Raw genomic sequence first — 24593 nt, forward strand, 5'->3', positions numbered from 1 at the left:
TCCTTTTAAATACGATGTTAATGAAGTATTATTATTCTCATTATTAAACCAAATTTATAAAATAGATTAGGTATTTTTAAAATGATAGATAGAGGAATATGAACAATGAAATTGATGTATAAATTTTTAAGTATTTTTATGTTAGCATTTCTAGTGACAGCTTGTAATTCTGACGTTAATACACCAGAAAATGTGTCAGAAAAGTTTATAACACATTTTTATGCCGGTGATGCGAGTGCTATTCTTAAATTGATACATATTAAAGATAGCGATAAAACTGATGATTTTGAAAAGTTATTTGTCTCAAAATTTGAGAAAATGGCGCAAGATGCCAAAAAATTTGCTGAAAAACACAATGGACTAGACAAAGTTGAAAATATTGCTACGGATTATACTAACGATGCTAAAACATCAGCAATGGTAAACACAAAGATAACATTTAAAGATGGCTTTACCCGAAATGAAAAAATTCCTGTGATCAAGATTGATAATAAATGGTTAATTAAACTTAAATAATAGGATGAATCAATTACAAAATATATCAGATTAATTTCAATTAAAGGGTGACAAAATAATGTTATCCTTTTTAATATTCAACTATTATCCATGAAACTCCTCACTTATACTTTTATTTTAATCCTATTTATGAGCTGTTTTGGATTGGCTTGCCAGTTATCACATCCACCGCAAACAGTACCTAATCCCTCTTTAATAAAAATTGGGGATTGGATTTTCCGTAAAGGAACACAAACAGACAGCCTTATTGTCCGACAGATTAGTGGTGACGAATATTCTCATATCGGGATGGTTGTTGCTGTTGATCCAGAAATTCAAATCATTCATGCGACGACCGATGATGATCATAATCATTCAAATCAAGTTATTATCTCAAGCTTAGCTGAGTTTATCACCCCTAAACTAGCAGAAAAATTTGCTATCGCCAGACCGAATTTCTTAACCACAACCCAGCAACAACAAATTGTAAACTATCTTTTAACGCGAAAAGGCGCTAGCTTTATCATTGCGCCCAAAAAAGATGAGCATTTGTATTGTACTACTTTGCTATCCGATGCTATTAGCCGTTATTACCCTGATTTTAAAGTAGAATGGCAGTATGTGAATTTCCCGTTACTCAATGGATTTTATCTTTTCCCAAGTGCGTTTGCTAAGCATGATGATATTACTTGGATATACCAATCTCCTGCTCAAACCAGATAACACTCTATAAGTCATAATACAACAACACAATCACCACGTGGTTTTATAATTAATCTATATAACAAAACTGTAGATACAAAAATAAGTAATTATCACTATCCCTTTTTATAGCGAAATCAATCATATGAAATTAATCTTGCTATTTATTTTAATACTAAAACTAACTTATTTCATATACAACATTCTAGGTTGATTAGCATTATTTTGCTGATTTAAATACGTGGAACCACAACACCCTCCCGATGATGCGCAATGAAAAGGAGATTATTTGTCATTAATTGTATTCGTTCTAACCAGCGCTTTTTCCTACAATAAATACGATTAACAGTGATTAATTTAAAAAGGAAATAGCAATGCGTAAACCCAAAAAATTACTTAATGATCTAAATAATGTCAGACATGAAGTCATGCAAGGACTAGTTTATGCCTATAATGGCAAACTAACTGCAATAACAGATTACTGCGCGGTCTATGGTAATCATATACAAGCTGATCAAGTTGTTATCATTTCAGGTGGTGGTAGTGGTCATGAACCAACCTTTGCTGGTTTTGTCGGTCAAGGAGGAATAGATGGTTGTGCTCTGGGTGAAGTTTTTACATCACCTTCCCCAGACCAAATTATCGAAGTAACGAGAGCGATAGAAAAAGGAAAAGGCGTGCTATTTTTATATGGTAACTATTCTGGAGATGGTATGAATTTTGATATTTCTGCTGAAATTTTGGTGGAAGAAAATATCGTCTCGAAAACTATTCGGGCAACCGATGATATAGCTTCTGCTCCCTTGTCAAAAATTGCTGATCGTCGTGGCGTTGCTGGAATTATGTTTTTATACAAAATTGCTGGTGCGGCTGCCCAATTAGAAAAATATAATCTTGATGATCTTTACCGTGTCGTTAATAAAGCCAATACTTATGTTCGGACTATTGGGGTCGCACTTGATGGCTGCGCATTACCACAATCAACAAATTTTAATTTTGAATTAGCTGCTGACGAACTCGAAATTGGTATTGGTATTCATGGTGAGGCAGGATTACGTCGACAAGCTATGACATCTAGTGATGACATCGTCGAAGAGATGATCGATCGTTTGTGTGCTGATTTACCTTTCAATAACAATGACCGTGTTTGCGTATTAATTAATAACTTAGGCGCACTCAGCAATACCGAATTACTGATTATAACACGCAAAGTAGGTATCGAACTTGATCGCCGTGGTATGATTAGTCACGATGTGGTAGTTGGCCATTATTGTACGTCACTTGAAATGTCTGGTTTCTCAATTAGTTTATTTAAATTAGATGACGAACTACAGCACCTCTATGATCTACCTTGTCATACCCTAGGATGGAGAAAATAAAATGAATTTATTACAAGTACGAGAAATGATGTTATTTACCGCCGAAAAAATGGTAGAAAGTGAACCTGAATTAACCGCATTAGATCAAGTGATTGGTGATGGCGATCATGGGATTGGTATGAAACGCGGATTTGCTGCTATTATCGTATTACTACAAAACCCCAATTTTAACGCTATTGATTTTGGCGATCTCTTCAATCAAATTGGCACTAAATTAATGACCAGTATGGGCGGCGCATCGGGCGCTATTTTTGGCACTTTTTTTCGAGCTGGCGGAAAAAGTATTGCCGGAACGACGGATTTTAATGCTGAAACACTATCAAAACTACTTAATGATGGTTGGCAAGCAGTCTATCAACGAGGAAATGCCAAACCCGGCGATAAAACCATGGTTGATGCACTTGCAGCCGCAGCAAAAACAGCAACTGAACTTACTAGCGCAAAATTGACTGATGCCTTACCGAAAATTGTCGAATCTGCCATGCAAGGTGCTGAAAATACAGCTCAAATGATAGCGGTATTTGGACGAGCAAAGAATCTAGGGGAACGATCCATTGGTCATAAAGATCCCGGTTCGGTGTCAATGGCTTTTATTCTGAAATATATGAATGACTATTTACAAACAGCATGACTCAAACAAACCGCCGCTATAATCGGCGGTTTGTTTGCGCTAACAATTCGAACAAAGCGATTAACTTAATCTAAAACACTATACGCAATTTGCTGATTAATTTAAGATGATTTGGCAATCTTCTTTAATCGCAATATACATTTTTTACGCGGTTAAATTGACTCATCACGTATCCAAAATAACAAAATCAACAATTTTAGCATCCGTGTTATAATTTGTTTATTGAGGTTTCAATATTCATCAGTTGAAAAATTGCTATCAATATTTATCAACAGCATAACTTTAACAAACCGCCGTATGATCGGCGGAATGGTGATTTATTTGAAATAAAGCTATATTTTAAATTTAATCTGCGAAGGATATGCCCAACTTTGCAGTTCTTCCGGTGGAAAACCGCCAGGATCTTTACCACCATTAATCAATAAAGCATGATAATAAATCTCGGCCATTTCTTCGATATAAGCCGCTTTTAATACCGCTTCATAAGGATCTTTATCAACCGCAATTGCACCATGTTTCTCCATTAATATGGCATCAGCCCGCTTAATGGGTTCAATAACACTCGTTGAAAGTTCTGGTGTCCCAGGTCTTCCATATGGCGCTACAGGAATAATACCATCTTTTAAATTTAATATTGCACACTCATAAACAACAGCTGGAATTGGTTTTGCTAATACAGCAAATGAGGTAGCAAAAATAGAATGCGTATGTGAAATAGCAAAAACATCAGGACGTGCCTTATAAATCTCCAGATGCATTAAACACTCGCTAGTTGGTCTTAAACCTGATGCAGCCTCTATCACATTAGCATCGAGATCCATTACGACAATATCACGTACGGTTAAGAGTTTTTTATCAATGGTGGTCGGTGTAACCAGAACATAACCAGTTTGTTTATCTCGTACACTTGAATTACCGGCCTTATGTTTACATAATCCCCATTCACTTGATTTTTTAGCCATTTCAATCACAGATTGTTTTTGAATTTCTAACATTTTATCGCTCCTTTATTGGCAAAATATTCATTGATAGTTAGCAAATAATTTCCATATTTCATGGTTAAGTTTTGCATTCCTGATTTGCGTGGCACCATCATGTAGTTCTAATAACTCATTTAATTGCGCTAACGCCTTAAGATGCTTTTGCGGGTTATTTGTTGCTAAAACAACAATTAGATCAGCTTGCATATAACCACAAATATCGATTTTGTTTGGTAATTTGAGTAACGACATCGCCACTTGTTTTACACCATCATCAATCCCGGCATGAGCAATAATCAAACCATCAACTAACATGATGTAGGGTTGTTCAAACTGAATTTTATGTATCATCCTTTCCAGATAATAGGGTTCAATAAATTGGTTATTTAAAAGTGGCTGAGCGGCAAATTTCAATGCTTCTTGCCATGATATATTCGCTGTTTGAGCAATTATAATATGAGATTGTTGCATCAAATCCGCTAAAGACGGTATTTCCTGCTGAGTGATACGTAAAGGATTTTCATTAACTTCATCATGATAAAGATACGTCGTTAACGCTTTTTGTAATGTCTTTCGATCTTTAATACTACTATGTTTTTCAACAATCGACATCAACTCTTCAACTTGAATAATACTGGGATCAATGCCTTGTAAAGTCCCCATAACTTGATGACGAAAAGCAATTTTATGTAGATTATTAAGTGAAGGATTAACAATAAATAATAATTTATCGGTCGTTAAATGAGAAGTTGAAAAAACAATATCATAATAGTGTTTATATTTTTCAAATTCACGTTTAGACATAGCATCAGAAAAGTGCAATTCTGGAAGTAAAACTTGTAAAGTCAGGTAAAGATAAGTCGATACTGTTGCACTATTCTCACAAACGACAATCGCGATTTTTTTAGTTTTGATTTGATTAATTAGTCCCTCTCGTGTTAACCAGCCACCAAATAAGACAGTAATAAAAGCAATTTCTTCATCCGGCATCTTACCATGTAAAATTTTTTCAAATGGGGTTATCGCTTTACGTACCATTTCATGCAAATGACCAAACTCTTGCAATACAATATCGTAGACACTATTAATATTGTTAATATGATAACGAATTCGATAATATGCTGGCTTCCAATGCTGATAAATACGTTCAATGAGTTCATTTTTATCCTGAAAAGTAATACAACTAATCTGTTCGAAATTAACAATGACCTCAACCACACTTTCTAATAACACCGCATCAAGATGAAAATATTTGTCGGAAAGCGTTTGAATATTTGAGCTTTGTACTAAAACCGTTAAAAAAATCTGTTCATTAACATCAACAATACCAAATTTTTCAATTAACTTTTTCATCAATTGAAAATCACGACTATTGACGACTTCGCTGTAAGTTTCCGGTAGATATTCAATTTTTTTATTACTTTCAATACGTCGTAACACAAAACAGATAAAATAGGTTAATTCTTGTAACTGTTCGTCAGTAAAGACAATTTTTAATTTTTTTTCTATTTCACTAAAAACGATACCGACTTGTTCTAAATTACCTTGAGGGATAATATTAGGTTGCCGAAAAATTTTATCGGCAACAGGCATGTTAATAATGCGATGAATTAATTTAAGTAATAGATAACGTTTATCAATTTCACTGCCAGTGATTCGATAACCATTTTCACGATCATAATGAACATGTAAATGATATTGCACAATCATGATTTGCACTTTTTTTAGATCATTAATCACGGTGTTTTGACTAACGATAAGTGCCGATGATAAATGAATCAATGACAATCTTTCGGTTCTGGTTAATAAAAAAAATAGCAATAAATGAATACGTTCATCTTCTGAATAGATATAACGTTTGCTATCAAGAAAAGCCAAGTCATCTCGAAATCTTTCAATTACAACTTTGGGTACACTAAATTTTCCAGTTTTGAAACGTTTTATTAATTCAAGATTAGAAGATTCCAGGAAATCATTAATCTTCTTAACAGTATAACTAAGTTGCTTACGAGTTAATCCAAATTCATTTTGCAACTCTACGCCACTCATACTCGGGTTTTTTATTAATGCATTTAAAACGGCATGAATTCTTTTATCAACCACCATATCATTATCAGCCTCTTGCTTTTGACTGATGGCAATTTGCTTCGCCATCAGTTTTATTAACTATCCTGCCAATCATTAGCTTTATCTGCATCTATTGATTGGTTTCTTGTAAATATTCTTTTCGCAATTCACGCGCATAAAACACATACCCAATACACCAATACACCGCCAAGATTAAAGGCACAAAATAACCTTGTGAGCATTGCCATATAAAGGATGAAGCATAAGTAAATACCGGTGCATCGATTGAGCTGTTTGAAATCAATTGATTAGTTGGAATATCAATCGCTTTGGTAGCAAGTCCTAAATCTGTGATAATTGGCGCAAACTGAGTACCCACAAATAAGAAAAATGGCACACCAATAATTGCTAATATCACCATTCTTAACGTATTGCCTTTAGTTAAAATATAAGCAGGGACAACTAGTGCAATATTAATAATACCGGCAAATGGCAATAGTTTGTTTCCTGGTAAAATAACCGCCCAAAGCAAAGTGCAAGGAATAGCGACAATCACCGTAAACCATATTTCACTAGCCCCACCCATGAACGGCCAATCTAAACCAACAAATAATTTACGTCCGGCAAAACGTTTATTCATATAATCACTGATCGCTTCAGAAATAGGTGATAAGGCTTGCATGAATAGTTTAGAAATCATTGGGAATAGCATTAATGCCGTAGCCGCTTGTATGCCTAACATTAATATCGCTGCAACATCATAACCAGCAATAATGCCAAAAGTCACACCCAGTAAAAAACCTATCACATGATTTTCGGCAAAAATACCCAGTTTAGACCGTAATGTTGCTGCATCCATGGGTTTGTTTAATGCCGGGATTTTACGTAGTAAGAGGTCAAAAGGATAATAAATTGCACTAAAAAATAACATTCTATGTGTACATGTAACGCCCGGAATTCCAGTTAATTTTTCAATTCGATGTTGGTTAATATCGCCGGAATTGAGTTCCAATATGATTTGCAATGTGGCAACAACAAATGCCAGAATGAGTGCGATAACAGAACCTAAAATAGGGGTTACAACCGCGACAACAATGAAAGCAGTAAAAATTTTTCCCCAAACATTCCATAAGTCGGCGTTAAACGTATCGGTTTTTTTTAAGACTAGCATTAAAATATTCACGCCAACCTGTAACGGAAACATTAAAAATGCATAAGGCCATGCCCAAGAGACATTTGCCATAGTAGTCCATCCACCGTCAACAATACTGAGCTCGATGCCTGTTCGCTCCATCATGGTTTGAGCAGCCGCACCAATAGCATCAACCATAAAGCCAATCAACATACTCATTCCAACAAATGCGACCCCTAAGGTAATTGCCGCTGAAGCACCATCTCTCAGCTTCATTCTCACCATTAATCCAGCAATCAACATTATGAAAGGAACAAATACCGGTGCTCCTAAATTCAAAATATAATTTATGATCGTTCCAAGAAATTCCATAATTAAACTCCTATTTACAGGCCTCGATAATTTTTTGTAATTCAGCATCCATGTTGATTCCTGTTAGAAATGCAATTCCATTAATCACTGGGATCGGATACTGTTTTTCAATTTTTGTTATCGCGATATATGCTGCACTATTTTTTATATGGGTATCGACTGATTTAAGATCGACGACTTCTACTTTGATATCGTCAAGATTACGTTCTTTTAATAAACGCGTAACTTTACTTGCAACAGTTTGTGATGTAGCTACGCCACTACCACAGGCAACAATAACTTTTTTCATGATGACTCCTTAAAATTTATATTTGATTTTAATAGTTTAAGAATTTCAGATGTATTTTTTGCTTGATAAAGCGACGCTAAAAAACTTGGATTAACAAAACATGACATCAATTTTTGCAGTAAATCGATGTGTCCATTTTTTTCTATAAAGCCAAGTAAAAAAATAAAATTTGCTTTTAATACATTGTCATTATTTGCCATTTCGCACCATGGCACAGCTGATTTAACCCGGGTAACAAAGATGAAAGGTTTAATAACATGTTCAATATCAGTATGTGGCATGGCAACTACATAAGGTTCGGTCGGCAATGCTGTTGGATAGACAGATTCTCGGTATTTAATTGCCGTCAAAAAAGAGTCTTTCACATAACCACCCTTGCTTAAAATAGGGAAAGTAAAATCAAAAAATTGATCCGCATTGTGGAAGTTTTTATCTAAAAGAACTAAATCTTTAAAAAACCATTGATTGTTAGACTCATTCTCCATCTTATCCTCCATCATTAAGTAACTAGCAAATTCAAATCATTTGATATTTGCCATAATTCAAATGAATTCAATCTAATCTGATAGGGTTGATTTTAGGGAATTAAAGAAAATGAGACTAATTGATTTGCTACCAAATAATATCCATGGCATTGCTCATCATAGGGATGAACATAACTATATGATAAGATAATCCAATCTTATATTAGCATGCATATTTACGAATATTGTTTAAAATAATAAACTAAGTAACGCTGCTGTATTTTGTTTGTATTGCAAAATTGACGCCATAAAAAGCATTCATTTTAAAGAGATAACATCGTATAACAATGCAGTTATCATGATTGATGATCGGTAAATTGCCTTACCATATTTAAAAGAAAATTCATAAAGCATACCGAAAACAGGCTATCACTTTTTACTAGAAAAAAGCAGTCAGGAAAGTAGTTATTAAATGTTATAAGCATTTATTATTAATTAATCAGATAAAATAGGTGTTAATAAACACTATTATCTTTGATAATTGCGAATTGATAACACATAAAGATAATATTGGCTGACAAATTGCCATATTTAATCTTATTATCTTCATTAAGATCAAAACTAAATTGAAAAAGAAGTTACTTCGCTTTCTTTGATATTAACATGCAATAAACGACCTTTATCATCATAAAAATAACATTGACCACCTACGCATCTGCCTGAAAGTGAACAACTACCAGACCAATCAATGGTAGCTTTTATCGTACCAGTGCTGTAATGATAAAAGTAAATATCCCAACCCGAACCATCTTCTCGTTTAACTAACAATATTGTCAATAAACCACTTGAGAGCACAATTAAATGTTTTAACTGCTCGGGGGAAATCGTTAAAGGAATACCTATATATTGATACTGATAGTCACGCTTATACATCAATCTGCTTTTATATTTATCATATTTTAAATAAAAAACGATGTCTAATTCTGCATCAAGAAAAAAGCCATAATATTCTCCAACATAAGGAGTGCCATAAATATCTTCAATAAACTTAATATCATATCGACGAGATAACCGATGCTGTGGAAGACGAAATGTAAATACTTCAAGTTTATTTTTTTGATTACGGATTACACGGGTTACATAAATTTCACGCAGCTCATCCCTAACACCCTGTTCAATTTTATTAGGTGAAAGATCAACACGCCATACAACAGATAATGTACTGCCAATATTAATTACTTCAATACAGTTATTATTAACAATGGTCCAGTTAATACCATCAAATTGCCGTTGACAAAACTGAAATTTGATCAAACCAAGGTCAACCGATTTTTCGGTTGTTAAATCAACTTTATGAATACGATAGTAACTATCACGTTTTATCAACGCTAAAACTTGTAACCGATTGTCTGAAATTACAAATGATTCCGCCGCAATCATAAAATGAGCCAATTGTTTGCCATTTTTGCTTACTAATAAAATCCCCGCTTCTCCCAAAGCAACTAAATATTTTCCATTAGCTAAAGCAACCATATCATGAATCGCTCGATAACCCATCTCAGGACAATGGTATTTAACAAGATCAATTGATTCCATTAATGAATGCTGTTTGACCATAATTAATGATGAAATGGGAATATCAAATTTTAATGCTTTCTCGCCTGTGAGTTCAATCAATTTTGCTATGTCAGCTCGAGTTAATTGATTGGGATAAGTAATAGCATCAGCAATGATTATGTTAATAAACATATGTAATAAAACACGTAATTTATCAATATATTGCTGGTGCAACAATATCTGTTTACCAATATCAAATCTTAATTGATGTTCGTCAGGATTATTTTTTATGGATAATAAACTGGTTTTAAGCTCAGCAATCGAATCAGGCATTAAAATAAAGCGTTTGACAATTGTCTTAGCATTGAGTTTTTCAGTATTGCTAAACCATTGCTCAGCAAGATAACGATATTCAGGTAACGGCCAAATCGCATCAATCGCAGCTAACCATTCTGCCTTGTCAGCTAATGTTTTAGCCCATTCTACTCTTAATTTATTGGCTATAGCCGGCTGTTCCTGTTCAAGTAGCAAAATCGTATTAGCAAATACATTATCTCGCCTTGCTATCATTATTGCTTGATTCCAATCATTTGCCAAACAGCAAAGTTTCACAATCAACTCGGGTTCAGCATCACGCGTAATCGCCAACTCCATAGCTTGTGCATAACGTTTATGCTGCACTAAAAATTCCAGTGCTTCATTTAAATTATTTAATAATTCAACTAACACAAAAACCGCGTCTTCGATTTTATTTTGTTTAGCCAATTTATCGAAACTCTGCCGATAAAGGACATTTAAATGCTCAATTAACTCTGGTGGCAGATAAATAGAGCTTGCTTCACCATAAATCGATTCGCTTAACGATAATTTACTACGTGGTTTAGGTACTCCAAAAGATTGACCGGTTGAACATGCATTATCATTAATCGGAATGGCATAACGTAATGCATCTTGTAAATCGCCTTGCTCAAACTTTTTCAGCATAGTTTCGAGATATTTGCCTTGCCGAAAAGCAATCAATTGACTAAGTTTTGTAATTAGTGCAAATACGGTGAGATACTTACGCCAATTGCTCGGATTAATTATTTTCGGACGCTGACGAGCAGGTATTGTTGAATTTATCGAGTGATTATTATTTGGCGGTAAATCATTATTTTTAATTTTATAAGAAAATGTTTTTGCTTCTATAACGTTATCAAATTCCCCTTGCTTTACCATATTAATAAACTTAATGATCTTTCTAATCACCTTTATAGTAACCAAACCAATAACACACATAATTAAGTAAGTAAAACCTGAACCATTAAAGTCGATAAAAGAACCATAATAAAGTGAACTAAGATCCAAATTAAATAGGTGGGAAAAAATCAAAAACACAAAAAATGCATAGGCAATCCATATTAGCCTAAATTTTTTTGCTGCTTGAAAATGTGGTGGAGTATTAGTCTGTTGATTAGACTGCTTTTGCTTAGCGTTTTTTTGTAGTTGCTCGATATACTGCTGCATAAGTGGACTTGACAACGGCATTTTACCAGCAAATATTTGCTCAAGAGGCTTACTTTGTTCCATAAAATCAGGAACGTCATCATAAACCACATTAACAGCATAAGTTTCAGTTGTGCATAATTGATATTCGGCTAAATCGACCCACTGCGCAGGATCAATTATGACAGCTTCATCATAATGATACATCGCCATTTGATTACCAATAATTAATATCAAATGATAATCGGCAACTTTAGCAAAAAGTTTTTTAGGTAATTGAGTTGAACATAAGATGCCATTTTCTAATATCAATGGCCAACCTTCCAAATTATCACAATCACATGATCTTAAGGTTGGAAATCTAAGTAAATCACCATGTTCAAATTGATAGATTGTGCAACCTAAAAACCAATGTTTTATCAATAAACGCCGGCGTTGTATACTATCAAACCACTGGGTAGGAAACCATATTCCAGCGATGTATTGATCACCTTTTAAGGTTGGATTTGGTATAAAATCAACAATATTTTCCATATATTAATTAGCTTTATATAATCTCAGGCGTGCGGATTGTGATACAAATGAATATAGAATTAATTCACCCATATTAGTCGTTACAGAAAAGGATTGAGCTAACGAATTGTAACTATAGTTTATAATTTTATTTGGCGATCGAAAGCATACATCCATATTATTATTGCTATAATCAAATAATGCGACTTGCTTTCTGTCTTGATTAATTACCAAGAAGTCGGTACGATTTGTTTTGTTATCATAATATAGACCAAAAACTTGCCATTCATTAGGTATTGCTACTCTCTGGTAATCATTCTCGGCTGTATAAATTTGCCACTCTTGTGCCTGCCCTATAGCGAGTCGCCCAAATCCTTGTAGCCATAATGATTCGGCAGTTATAAAAAACTGTTGGTTTGACAAATTTGGCAACGTTGTTAAACAATAGAAAAAATGGCAGTTAATATTATGACCGTTAATCAGTAGTTGTTGTTTATCATTGTTGTATAGATATAATGCCTGATGGTCACTCAATTTAAACAAGGCTATGACATTTTCAGCAATTTTATAAATCTTGGTGATTTTCTCTTGGCTTTTGGGAAGGAATGAAAGAACATATAGTTTATTTTCCGCATCAACAAATAGAATATCTGTACCATGTCCGTTAAATAGCCATAATAAAGCGATAACAACGTTGTTTTTATCAACATGAATGACTTCAGCTATTTCAATTCGCGGTCTATTGGGTTGCCATATAAAAAATGTTTTATTGTCTTGAATTAAAGCAACAACATGTTTACCCAGTAAATCGAAACCTAACACTGGATAATTTAGATGGTAATGATGAATATGACAAATATTTTTCACCTTCATCAAATCGCTAAGATTGACAAAATAGATATGCGTATTGTCGCCATTATAGGTCAAAATACGATTACCATTTGCCGAAATGAGTGGCTTAAAGTTAACGTTAATTGGCACAATCGATTTTTTAACTATTTCAGCATAATGACCTGTAAACATGAACTGACCTAACACCATTTTGGCGCAAATGATTTCATTAGGTAAGGTTAACTGACAACATTTTGTCATCATATTACTGGTCATCTTAACTAATAATTTATTATAATCTTCAATAGACCTTTCGATATTGACTTGATGAGTAACCAAGTCAATTTTTTGATGATTAGTGCCTATCAACCAACACTCATCATAATCTAATTTAGCTTGCTGTATATAATTATGCCATTCATCTAGGTGGTTATTATCGACTAACTTAGTCGTGCGCGTATTTAATAGTAATTTAAGATCATTTACATCATGAAATAACTTTAATTTAGGGGAAGATTGAATTACGCCCCAATAAAATTGGCTACCCTGCGCATGCGATCGAATATCTAAAAGTAACATTAATATCAAATGCACTAACCGTGATACACCGAGTTGTAAAATACCACTATCAAACAGGGCAATAATCACCCCATTTGCTTTCGATTTTTCTTGGGTTGGAGCTAAAAACAAGTGTTCATAGGACACCGCCCGACGGATAAACTCGTCCGGCTCTTCTTGTGCAATTAACCATTCACTTGCTAATAAATTTGCGTAGCTGCCACGCTTATGTAAATCACCTAAACCGGATAATAACTGTTGGTCATGCCATTGGCTTTCCTTAACGGGGCCTAATAATGGATTGAGTTGCAACATAAGATCGGCAATATTCGGTTGTAGACTGTCATTAAACCATGATAACCAAGGCCGCCAAGCTTGAAATGGTTTTGGTATTTGATTACAAGGCATATGCAATAAACTCTTTAGTTAAAGGCCACTTTTTTTCCAACGGAATTACCATTTGGGGATCATTCCACAACAGAATATGATTAAACTTAAATTTATAATTTATTGCTCTGGCTAAAAGTGTCGATGATATCGATGGCTTAGCATGACAAGGTAACCACAGTTGTGGCTCTTGACTATCAAACATCGCATACTGTACACCATCAATCCATGGTAATAATGATGGTTCACCAATAATCACAATGAAATTATCACCTTTAACAAATTGATATTTGGATAAATCATATTTATGCAAATTCTGATTAAGATGAATTAACAGACGCCTGACAACATCATGCCATGCCACTACTGCAACGGGTGTAATCGCATCATTATTGGATTGCCAATGCCATTGTATATAGGAATGACTATGCATTTTGAGCTATCAAATTAATTAATTGCGCTCTTAACTGCTTGAGCGGTTCTGGTATGGTATTTACGGCATAATTAGCATCAATTTCCCGTAATACACTTTCAATGTGTATATCTTCATTATTTAAACAACCTTTTGCTAACTCAATTAACCTTTCTAAACGTGCATTGGGTTGTTGCGTTGCAGATTCAGCGGCATTAAAAAGTTGAGAATTATTCGAAATCATAAAAATATCTTTTAAAATTTCTTGTCCTTGTTGCTGCATATCCATGGTTGGTATCACATAATACAATGGCCACAAATCTTGTTTATCCGCTACAAAACGGCCATTAACTAATGCTGCTGCGGCAATAAGTTTTAATGTTTTTACCACTCGTCGATCAGATAAAACAATACCATTTTGTCTAAGCAGGCGAATCGCATCAGCAAAAGGTGAAAAAATTTTGTCTAAATTTACTTTTTTAACTTGATCGCTCAGTGTTGAGAGCTCATCTAATGAAAGTGAAGTATCAATTGCCGCATATTCCGCTTGCCAGCCCCCGGCCAACAAATCTTCAATAAAATTATCAGCTACCGAGTCAACAAAAAGATGAAGTAAGAAACGATCAGCAAATGCCGACAGTCCATCATCATCGGGCAAACTATTGGAAGCACCAATACAAATTTTTAATGGACAAGTGATTTGTGTATGTCCACGTTTAAATTGTCGCTCATTTAAAATACCGAGTAGCGTATTAAGAATTGCCGTCGAACCTAAAAAGACTTCATCTAAAAATACAATTTCGGCTTCGGGTAGCATTCCTGCTGTATCTGTTTCGACGGTTCCTTCTCGAAGCTTTTTAAGGTCTACTGTACCAAATAATTCCGATGGTTCAGTAAAGCGCCCCAAAAGATACTCAAAATATTGGCCATTTAATGTTTTAGCCATTCGCCGAACCACTGCACTTTTAGCCGTACCAGGCGGACCAATAACTAATAAATGTTCTTTAGCAATGGCGGCTAAAATAATAAGTTCAGCAAGTTGTTCACGACCAATAAAACCTTGAGTAGCAATTTTGATGCATTGACGAATTTTAGATGTGGTTTCCATTCTGGATTTCGTTAATTATTTTAATTAGACAACATATATATTAAATGACTATATTGTCATTTACAGCAAATGTAAAGTATAAGATTAATGAGTTAAATAAAAACTTAACTTAATTAGGTTATGCTTATTTTTGTTAATGATTCTATAACAGGTTTTTCATAGATTGAATAAATTAAAAATCATATAATTAAACATCTGTTTTAATAATTTTTTACTAATATAACGTAATTTAGATACTTATATTCTATTAACCAATGATAAGCCAAATTAAAATTCTTATTATCATTAAAAATAATCATTTATTGTTTAAAGAATCATTTCATGGCAAGATTAAAAATTGTCTTTTAACAGCATCTTTTTTATTAATTGCAATAATCTATTTATTAAAAAGAATCAAGGAAACTTATTCATGAGTAAAGGTACAATGAAAGAAAATCACTCACAGTGGAGTTCACGCATGGGATTCATGCTTGCTGCGGCTGGTTCTGCTGTTGGGTTAGGTAACATTTGGAAATTCCCGTATATGGCAGGTGAAATGGGGGGCTCAGCATTTGTGCTCACGTATTTGCTTTTCATGTTCATTATTGGATTACCGATTTTAGTTTTAGAATGGTTAATTGGTCGTCGTGGGCAAAAAAATCCCATTCATACGATGGAAGATGTTGCTATTTCTGAAGGCCGTTCGAAAGCATGGCGTTGGGTGGGGATCATTGGAGTACTAGGTTCATTTTTAATTCTCTCCTTTTATAGTGTAATTGGTGGTTGGGCCACAGATTATATTGTTCTTGCCGCTCAAGGGGCATTTGAAGGTGCTAATGGTGAAATTACTGGACAGCTATTCACTGATTTCCTCGGTAACGTTAATAGTCTGTTAATTTGGCACACGGTATTTATGTTTGCGACAGCATTTATTGTAGCAATGGGGGTCGGCGCTGGTTTAGAGCGTGGTTGTAAAGTCATGATGCCAGGTTTGGGTGTTTTACTGCTAGTATTGGTAGGTTATGCACAATATGTTAGCGGCTCAGCTTTTTATGATGCGATTCAATTCCTATTTACGCCAAACTGGTCAGCAATTAGTGGTAAGGCGATATTAGCCGCTTTAGGACATGCATTTTTCAGCCTTTCTTTAGGTATGGGAATTATGATGGCGTACGGTTCTTATCTTGGTAAAAATGTGAACTTATTATCAACTGCGAGTACTGTGGTTATTTTGGATGTTATTGTGGCAATGCTATCAGGCATAGCTATTTTCCCACTGGTATTTGCTAATGGTTTACAACCCGGTGAAGGTCCTGGCCTGATCTTTGTAACACTTCCAATTGCTTTTGGTAATATGGCCGGTGGTAGTATTTTAGGTATTTTATTCTTTATCTTTTTAACGTTTGCCGCGTTAACTTCGTCTATTTCATTACTTGAACCAACGGTTGAATTATTAGAAGAAAAAACTCATATGGGCCGTAAAACTGCAACCGTGGTAAGTAGTGTGGTCATCTGGGCATTAGGTATTGCTTGTATCCTTTCATTTAATGAATGGGCTGAAGTGAAACTATTTAATAAAAATATTTTTGATTTACTCGATTATTTGACCAGTAAAATTATGTTACCTATCACAGGATTAGGAACGGTTATTTTTGGTGCGTGGATGATGAACCAAAAGCTGATCTGTAAAGAGTTAAATTTAGATTCTTTCTGGTTTAAAGTATGGTCTATATTAACTAAATTTATCATTCCTATTGCCGTTATCGTTATTCTGGTTTACGGATTTGCCTAATAATAAATCAGCAATAAAAATCCTCTTAAAAACCCTGCTTTTTGGCAAGGTTTTTAAGCAATTTTTATGGGAATGCATCCATTAGCTGTACACTTAGATTTGATTCTTAATACCTAACATATCTGCAAGCAACGCTAAATGCTATCACGCATATGTTTTTTTATTCTCTTGCAACGTCACCGTTTGCACGATTATAAAATTTTTTATTATGCGTTTAATATTGATTTGTTTATATATTGTAAGATTATTTGCTTACCTCACGTTAGTAATTCCCTTTAACCACGGAATCCACAATAGTTAGCATACTGGTCTTGTTAACGTGATTTACCCGTTAACAATTTGCTATTTGACATGTTACAAGTCATTAGTCAAACCAATTATAACCTTGATCTTTAATCCTATGTTGTAATTGAACTGTTTAATGAGTGATAGAGTCGTACATAATTTATCATAAACAAACGTAGAATAAGTCAATTATCGAAGTTATTATTGGCGGAAATAATAGGAACACTAATGCGGTTATCCATTAACGTTCCTTTTTATTCTATTATTTAAAATCGTTATTCTGTTACTGCTTCATTAGCTTGTTTATTTTGTTCTTCTCTATACAATTTATTATCATATAATTTCACAAAAGGCAGATAAATTAATAACGCTAAAATCGCTGAAAGTATTGCCACAATCGCCGCGCGATAATCACCGCCAGTACCAATAAAGGCCCCTAATCCCATTGGCGATGGCCAAGGAACCAAAGCAATGATTGGATTCATAATCTCAGTATTTATTGCAAAATAACCGAGTGTACCACAAGCCATAGGTGCTAATAAAAATGGAATCGCTAAATAAGGATTATATACAATTGGCATACCAAAGATTATCGGCTCATTAATATTGAAAATAGCGGGTACTACCGAAGCACGGCCTAATATTTTCAATTGACTGGATCTGGCGAAAAACGCGATAAAGAAGGTCATTAATAAGGTTGAACCCGAACCGCCCAAAATTACCAATGAATTATTAAATTCACCTGCAAAGGGTATTCCAGCACCTGCCGTATTTTCCGCCATATTTGCAAGCATAATCGGTGTAATAAAAGCCCCAATAATACTCGCACCATGGATACCGACAACCCATAAAGCATGGATCAAAAATAAGATAACCATAACACCTAACCAGCTTTTGGTTAAGTCAGTAACAAACGCAAATGGAACACCAATAATATAAAATATATCAGTACCCAAATAAATTAAGATGCCATTTATAATGATAATCGTAAAAGCAATCACAAAGGTTGGAATAAGTGCCGTAAATGAGCGAGATACGCCTAATGGAACAGTTTCAGGCATTTTCACTATCCAATTTCGTCTCACACACATAAAGTAGAGTTGGGTCGCAACAATCGCCATGATGATGGCGATAAAGATACCTGATGTACCAAGTCGGGAAATAAAAGGTGTTAAGCTTAAGCCATTAAACACTGATTTATCAGGATCATTTTGTAATACCATTGAGCCATTGTGCATAACTAGTTGTGGCAAAGTCATAAAGAAAGCAAAAACAGAGAGCATCGCACCATTAAGTGCATTAACTTTTAATCCTGTTTCTTCAGCTTCGATTTTAGTGAGTTCATAACCAACAATGATATTAAAATACAGTGCTAAAATACCCATGGTTGCAGTATTTGCAATCATATAAAGATCACTTATTCTAAAAATTGTCTTTTCGAAAAGACCTTCTAAACTCGTAAAGGTCATTGGCAACGTATTAAAAACTAAAAACATCGATCCAACAATACAAAAAGGTACTGAAGCCATCCCAGCTGCCATAACCGCTCGCACAATTTTAAATTGTGAAATCTTGGCCATCGGCGTCATTAAATACTTCTGTAAAATTACAAATCCCGTATTCATTTTGTTTTCCTCATTTAATTAATGATTTCTTCGTAAGCTCGGATTCTTTGGTAGTGTTTATCCTCATTACGTTGAATTTTATTTAGTTTTTTTAATATTAATAAAACAATTAATAAATTCGTTACACATAAAACCGTTAGCATATATAAAGCATCTTGTGAATGTTTTAAAAAGGGAAAGAAGGCATGAAACAAAGGAGTATAAATGGCAACCATTGATATAATATGGATTATCAATAATGCACGATAAAAAAGATTGGCATAAGGTAAGCGATTACTATGATTGCGATAAAGCTTGATTTGCTCAAAAGCAGTGAATCCACCCATTATAAATAAAATGAATGATAAAATCGCCGTTACAGATAATGAACCTAGCAGAAATATTGTCCAATAAAGATTAAGAAATAGAAAAAATGCTGTACTATAACGTATTGCTAAAAAACGGTTAAAATAAAGATTATTAAAGCTGATTTTTTGCGCATCAGTCATTGGGCTATTCATTGGTTATCCTCGCATTTTTACTGCCAGTTGAGCGTTTTGTTCATACAAATAACTCATTTCGATCGCCATTTCGCGTAGGGTCATCGTTGTCATTAAATGATCTTGTGCATGAACCATAATAATTTCCATGTCAATTTTTGTCCCATTGGCATAATTTTGGAGCAATTCTGTTTGCGATTTATGAGCTTGTAATATTTCTTCATTCGCTTCTTCCAGTAACTGATTAGCCGCTATAAAATCAGCCTTGCGCATCGCTTCAAAAGCACTGTGAATTTTCATTTTGGCATTACCACTATGCAAAATAATAGTAAAAGCAACGAGTTGAATATCCTCTGAGGTCATTTTTTCATTCATTGCTAGGCTCCTTTTTCAATAAGTTGGATAAAAAGTGGTTTAAATTGAGCAAAATTTTGACACTGCAACATGTCACTTTGCATCTGTAAGTCATCAATCAGCGCCACGATCGCTTTTGTCATCATGGCTAAATTTGGGTTTTGATAAATAGATGGTGAAATCATAAAAATAAACTGCACCGCCGGGTAATTTACATCCCAAAATAATCCCTGCGGAATCATTGCGATACCTATTTTAGATAATTTACCTACAGGAATTGCTGGATGGGGTACCACAATGGTTGAGCTGAAAAAGATTTCACCTAACTTCATGCGGTGTTGCATTTGTTGTTTCATTTCCGTTTTATAATTGTGTGCTTCATTAACCGCGAGTAAATCCAATAATTGCTCTAATACTCGTTCTCGTGCTGGTAACGTTTGACAAATCACAAACTGATCAGCGATTAAATCATCGACAATATGTTCCAAATGCGTTGTCGGTTGAGATGAATTTGCAGCTGAAAGTGCCAATAAAGGATCTGTACACGGTGTTATAAGCATTTTGCGCGAAGCAAAATAATGACGAATTTTTTGCACATCCTCTTCAGTAAAAAAGACTGAAACATGAAAAACAGGGACTTTAAACACTTTTGCCGAGAGATCAATTGAAGAAATAATTAAATCAACTTCATTTAACATTTCTGGTTCAATTTCATAATAACCTCTGGTCGCAACAATTTTAATTCGTTCATCAAATTCACTTTCAACGCGATTTTTTAGCAGTTGAGCGCTGCCTAATCCAGTAGCACAAATAATTAGCACTTTTGCCTTTTGCTCATTTTTCAATTTTTCTATTGAAGCAAGAAAATGTAACGTTAGATAACCCCATTCATCATCATGAACTGTAAATTGACTCAAACTAGGAAGTTCAAGAAAATAATGTTTGACTAAAGCAAACACTTCGGGATATTTACGCTTAATTTCATCAAGTAATGGATTGTCTAATTTAATGTTTTGTTCTAACCGTATTAACATCGGTTTGAGATGTTGCAGAATACCGTTTTTTAATTGTTCATCTTTTAAGAAGAGATAGCCGGTTTCTTGTTGAATTTTTATCAATAGGTTGGTTAAAGATGAATAGAGTTGTGAATCTAAATTATGCTGAATAACGTTTGATTTACTCATCAAATGTAGTGTTAAATACATCTGCTCTTCTTTCGGAAAATGAAAGCCCGTTACAGTTTCTATTCGTTCAATTATTTTCTCTGCAACGCGATATTCCAATGCCATTTTTGTCGATGCCGGCATATGCAAATTTTGAATTGAAAGACCTGATTGAATGCGTTTAATACTTAAAGAAAGATGCAAAACGATATTTTGCATCATCACATCAGATAGCTTTATTTTTGCTTCACGACACTCATCTAAAATAATGATCGTAAGCATATCAAAACTAATGATATCACTAAATTTATTCAAATAAGTTAACCGTTGTAAAAAGTTAATCGACTCTTCATGAAAGAAATAACTCATAATGAAATGTCGTTTAGCTCTTTCTTCACCATCAATAAAAATAAGTGCTTTATTTTTTTTAATAGTTAATTCATAAGGTTGCAGTTGATTTTTTATTTCCTGAATATCTTTATTTAACTGAGATGAACTGATGTATAATCGTTCAGATAATTCTTCAACATCAATTTTTTGACTTTCTAGTAATAATAAATTAAGAATATAGTGTTTTCTTTCCGATACATCGCGACTGCTAGTTTGATCATCACTGCGATCTAAAAAATGGTGCTCGATGAGAAATAAATTAAATACTTTTCGATCATTTATTTGTAATCGATAGCCATAACCTTGTTTACTAACAATAATAGCACCATTGTTTTCAATGATTGTTTTTAAATCTTTGAGATAGGTCCGTACGGTCCGATCAGATAACGCTAATTCGCTAGCAAGTTCCAGACTGCTTTTAAAGGTATTTTGACAACGAACCAGTAAACTAATCAGCTCACGTTGTTTATTTTTTATCATTATTATCGATATCCGTACGCGTTCGAACTACTCTGTTAAGCTATTCGGGTGTGTTATAACCTCACGACTATCTTGCTCACATTAGATAGCGTCATAAAGCGCCATCATATAACGTGAATCTTTCGATGGCGCATAAATAATCAACTAATCTTAAGGGATATTTTCCTCAACTAACTTTGCCAACTGTTCAATACCTGATTGAATGGGAATATAAGCTTGAAAAGGAATACTAACGACAGGTTTACTTACTTCCTCACCCAATTTCTTCAGCTTATCGAACATCATCATGGTTTGTGGGCTAATTAAAAACAATGCAAAATCACTATTTTTAATCATATTACTGCCTTCCGTTGCCGAAACCGCATCTAACACAATCGCTTTATTTTTACTGGCAAAATATTCGCTCACTTTTTTGGCCATTAGTGATGATGACATGCCAGCAGCACAAATAATTAATGCTTTTTTCATAGATTCTCCTTAAGGTTGTTATCCTTTATAAAACTTCACCATTTGATTCAATAACTTGCTTGTACCATGCAAATGAATCTTTTCGGCTACGTTTTAAAGTACCATTACCTTTGTTATCTTTGTCAACATAGATAAAACCGTAACGTTTTTCCATTTCGCCAGTGCCGGCAGATACCAAATCAATACAGCCCCACGGAGTGTAGCCCATTAAATCAACCCCATCTTCTTCAACCGCTAACTTCATCTGTTTAATATGTTCACGGAGATAGTCAATACGATAAGTGTCATGAACACTGCCATCAGCTTCAACTTTATCATAAGCTCCAAAACCGTTTTCTACGATAAATAATGGTAATCGATACATGTCTGTTAACCAATTTAAGGTGTAACGTAGACCTTCAGGATCAATTTGCCAGCCCCAATCGGATACTTTTACATATTGATTGCCAATTAGATCGGTTTTTTCGTTATATTCATAACTATCATTATCTGCCGTTTTTCTGATAGCGTTGGACATATAATAACTAAAGCCAATGTAATCGACCGTTCCAGTTGTTAAGACTTCGAGATCTTGTGGTGTGATATCCAATTCAATGCCTTTTCGCTGCCAATATTTTTTAATGTAATTTGGATATTGGCCGTGAACATGAACGTCAGCAAAAAAGTATTTACGTTCCATGACTTTTTGTGCCATCAAAATATCGCCTGGTTTACACGTTTCTGGATAAATAGGTACTAACGCAATCATACAACCAATTTGAAAATCTGGATTGATTGCGTGCCCTATCTGTACTGCTTTAGCACTGGCAACAAGTTCATAATGAGCAGCTTGATACATAATTTGTTCGCGGTTATCACCTGGTTTATAATAAATCCCCGAATTAGTAAATGGCGCAAAATCTTCATGGAAATTAGCTTGATTATTAATTTCGTTAAATGTCATCCAGTATTTGACCTTATTTTTATAACGGTCAAAACAAACTTCAGCAAAACGCACAAAAAAATCGATCAATTTTCGATTACGGAAACCACCGTATTCAGTCACTAGATGATAAGGTAATTCAAAATGAGACAATGTAACGACAGGTTCAATATTGTACTTAAGGCATTCATCAAACAGATCATCATAGAATTTTAAACCTTCTTCATTGGGCGCTAATTCATCACCTTTAGGAAAAATACGCGTCCAAGCTATAGATGTTCGGAAACATTTAAAGCCCATCTCAGCAAAAAGTTTGATATCTTCTTTATAATGATGGTAAAAATCGATCGCTTCATGATTAGGGTAATACTGACCAGCAACAATTCCTTCGGTAATTTTACGATAACTTTTTGGTGATCCTACCGTCATCACATCAGCCACACTCATCCCTTTACCACCTGCTTGCCATGCTCCCTCTAATTGATGAGCGGCAACGGCTCCTCCCCATAAAAAGTCTTTTGGTAAACCTTTATTATTCATAATTAAGTACCTATGTTTATTGAGAATTTAGATTAAGTATAAAAGGAAAAAAAGATAATTACTAACCAACTTTTTCCGCATCGATCAGGAAAAAAATAATGATTTTTCCAATAACTCTACTTCGTAAACCATATATTTAACTTAGCAAGTTCAACATAATAAGTTTGCTTATAACCGATATGGAATGGCAAAAAATGATTAGTCTTGTAACAGAAGTAAGGATATGTAAGAAGTGATTCGTACTGATGAACAAATAAATAGCGATTTTATGCACAACTCAATCATAAATTTAATCTAATATATTGAAGATGACTGTAAAAAATACCAGATTAACTAGTTATAAAAATAACGTTTTTACCAAACTCACTATTAATTTGTACATATTTTGTAAGCGCGATAGATTCGTTTCATTGCAATGGATAATAACTACAAATTCAAAGGTTCTATTTCATCATGTTCACAATCTAAACATGGTTGAAAATAAGTATTGGTTAGAGAGCAAGGTTAGTTCTTCATCTGTCAACTCTAGATAAAAAATATTGCAATCCGAGTTAACAAAAGCAGTTGGTAATGATAATTATCAGCAGAAAACTGATAATGTAATTTTTTTATATCATTAATTTCTTTCGTTAATACATTTTTCTGTAAAAGAGGAATCAGTTAAATATCGCCATAGTACGCGCGTAATTTCGCCAAAAAATTCGTAAATTATCCACTAAGCGCCTACAATTTCCGATAAAATACAAGAGATTGA

At 34.1% G+C, this 24593-nt stretch carries 20 protein-coding genes; 5 read left to right on the top strand and 15 right to left on the bottom strand.

Annotated features, from left to right (window positions below; all coding sequences use genetic code 11):
- The first annotated feature begins 105 nt into the window (after positions 1-105).
- The 4 genes from JMI89_RS02250 (at position 106) to dhaL (ending at position 3207) form a co-directional block, all read left to right on the top strand.
- Positions 106-516, top strand: coding sequence for a DUF4878 domain-containing protein (locus JMI89_RS02250; RefSeq protein ID WP_187755838.1), 411 nt, complete (start codon positions 106-108; stop codon positions 514-516).
- Between the two features lie 144 nt (positions 517-660).
- Positions 661-1218: a YiiX/YebB-like N1pC/P60 family cysteine hydrolase gene (locus tag JMI89_RS02255; RefSeq protein WP_220679238.1), complete on the top strand. Its 558-nt coding sequence runs from the start codon at positions 661-663 to the stop codon at positions 1216-1218.
- Positions 1219-1571: 353 nt separating this feature from the next.
- The gene (locus JMI89_RS02260; RefSeq protein WP_220679239.1) at positions 1572-2576 is read left to right on the top strand and encodes a dihydroxyacetone kinase subunit DhaK; all 1005 of its coding nucleotides are present in this window, start codon (positions 1572-1574) and stop codon (positions 2574-2576) included.
- A 1-nt stretch (position 2577) separates the two neighbouring features.
- Positions 2578-3207, top strand: a complete 630-nt coding sequence (gene dhaL / locus JMI89_RS02265; RefSeq protein WP_220679240.1) for a dihydroxyacetone kinase subunit DhaL — start codon at positions 2578-2580, stop codon at positions 3205-3207.
- Positions 3208-3539: 332 nt separating this feature from the next.
- On the opposite strand, the gene JMI89_RS02270 is transcribed toward dhaL, so the two are convergent.
- The 9 genes from JMI89_RS02270 to JMI89_RS02310 form a co-directional block, all read right to left on the bottom strand.
- On the bottom strand, positions 3540-4202 hold the full coding sequence (locus JMI89_RS02270) for a class II aldolase/adducin family protein (RefSeq protein ID WP_187755842.1): 663 nt from the start codon (positions 4200-4202) through the stop codon (positions 3540-3542).
- Positions 4203-4229: 27 nt separating this feature from the next.
- Positions 4230-6341, bottom strand: coding sequence for a BglG family transcription antiterminator (locus JMI89_RS02275; RefSeq protein ID WP_220679241.1), 2112 nt, complete (start codon positions 6339-6341; stop codon positions 4230-4232).
- 43 nt (positions 6342-6384) lie between these two features.
- Entirely contained in the window at positions 6385-7758 is a 1374-nt protein-coding gene (locus JMI89_RS02280) for a PTS galactitol transporter subunit IIC (RefSeq protein WP_187755843.1), read from the bottom strand.
- A 10-nt stretch (positions 7759-7768) separates the two neighbouring features.
- Entirely contained in the window at positions 7769-8047 is a 279-nt protein-coding gene (locus JMI89_RS02285; protein WP_187755844.1) for a PTS sugar transporter subunit IIB, read from the bottom strand.
- Positions 8044-8532: a PTS sugar transporter subunit IIA gene (locus JMI89_RS02290; protein WP_220679242.1), complete on the bottom strand. Its 489-nt coding sequence runs from the start codon at positions 8530-8532 to the stop codon at positions 8044-8046. Before JMI89_RS02290 ends, JMI89_RS02285 begins: the two co-directional genes overlap by 4 nt.
- 600 nt (positions 8533-9132) lie before the next feature.
- On the bottom strand, positions 9133-12087 hold the full coding sequence (locus tag JMI89_RS02295; RefSeq protein ID WP_220679243.1) for a bpX6 domain-containing protein: 2955 nt from the start codon (positions 12085-12087) through the stop codon (positions 9133-9135).
- A gap of 3 nt (positions 12088-12090) precedes the next feature.
- On the bottom strand, positions 12091-13863 hold the full coding sequence (locus tag JMI89_RS02300) for a hypothetical protein (RefSeq protein ID WP_187755847.1): 1773 nt from the start codon (positions 13861-13863) through the stop codon (positions 12091-12093).
- Positions 13853-14275 (bottom strand): hypothetical protein, encoded by a 423-nt coding sequence (locus tag JMI89_RS02305; RefSeq protein ID WP_187755848.1) that lies wholly within the window; start codon positions 14273-14275, stop codon positions 13853-13855. Before JMI89_RS02305 ends, JMI89_RS02300 begins: the two co-directional genes overlap by 11 nt.
- Positions 14268-15362 (bottom strand): AAA family ATPase, encoded by a 1095-nt coding sequence (locus tag JMI89_RS02310; protein WP_220679244.1) that lies wholly within the window; start codon positions 15360-15362, stop codon positions 14268-14270. The genes JMI89_RS02305 and JMI89_RS02310 overlap by 8 nt, the downstream gene beginning before the upstream one ends.
- 409 nt (positions 15363-15771) lie before the next feature.
- On the opposite strand from JMI89_RS02310, the gene JMI89_RS02315 reads away from it, so the two are divergent.
- The gene (locus JMI89_RS02315; RefSeq protein ID WP_187755850.1) at positions 15772-17133 is read left to right on the top strand and encodes a sodium-dependent transporter; all 1362 of its coding nucleotides are present in this window, start codon (positions 15772-15774) and stop codon (positions 17131-17133) included.
- 560 nt (positions 17134-17693) lie between these two features.
- Here the strand turns inward: JMI89_RS02315 and celB are convergent.
- The 6 genes from celB to JMI89_RS02345 all read right to left on the bottom strand — a co-directional run bounded on the left by celB (position 17694) and on the right by JMI89_RS02345 (position 23839).
- Entirely contained in the window at positions 17694-19043 is a 1350-nt protein-coding gene (gene celB, locus JMI89_RS02320; RefSeq protein WP_187755851.1) for a PTS cellobiose transporter subunit IIC, read from the bottom strand.
- A 14-nt stretch (positions 19044-19057) separates the two neighbouring features.
- Positions 19058-19543, bottom strand: a complete 486-nt coding sequence (locus JMI89_RS02325) for a hypothetical protein (RefSeq protein ID WP_220679245.1) — start codon at positions 19541-19543, stop codon at positions 19058-19060.
- Between the two features lie 3 nt (positions 19544-19546).
- Positions 19547-19897, bottom strand: a complete 351-nt coding sequence (locus tag JMI89_RS02330; RefSeq protein WP_220679246.1) for a PTS cellobiose transporter subunit IIA — start codon at positions 19895-19897, stop codon at positions 19547-19549.
- Positions 19898-19899: 2 nt separating this feature from the next.
- Positions 19900-21909 carry a transcription antiterminator gene (locus JMI89_RS02335; RefSeq protein ID WP_187755853.1) on the bottom strand — a complete coding sequence of 670 codons (2010 nt, stop codon included), beginning with the start codon at positions 21907-21909 and terminating at the stop codon, positions 19900-19902.
- Positions 21910-22059: 150 nt separating this feature from the next.
- The gene (locus JMI89_RS02340; RefSeq protein WP_187755854.1) at positions 22060-22377 is read right to left on the bottom strand and encodes a PTS cellobiose transporter subunit IIB; all 318 of its coding nucleotides are present in this window, start codon (positions 22375-22377) and stop codon (positions 22060-22062) included.
- Between the two features lie 25 nt (positions 22378-22402).
- Entirely contained in the window at positions 22403-23839 is a 1437-nt protein-coding gene (locus JMI89_RS02345; RefSeq protein ID WP_187755855.1) for a 6-phospho-beta-glucosidase, read from the bottom strand.
- Positions 23840-24593 lie beyond the last annotated feature (754 nt).

This window comes from Frischella sp. Ac48, assembly GCF_019641635.1.
Classification (GTDB): Bacteria; Pseudomonadota; Gammaproteobacteria; order Enterobacterales; family Orbaceae; genus Frischella; species Frischella japonica.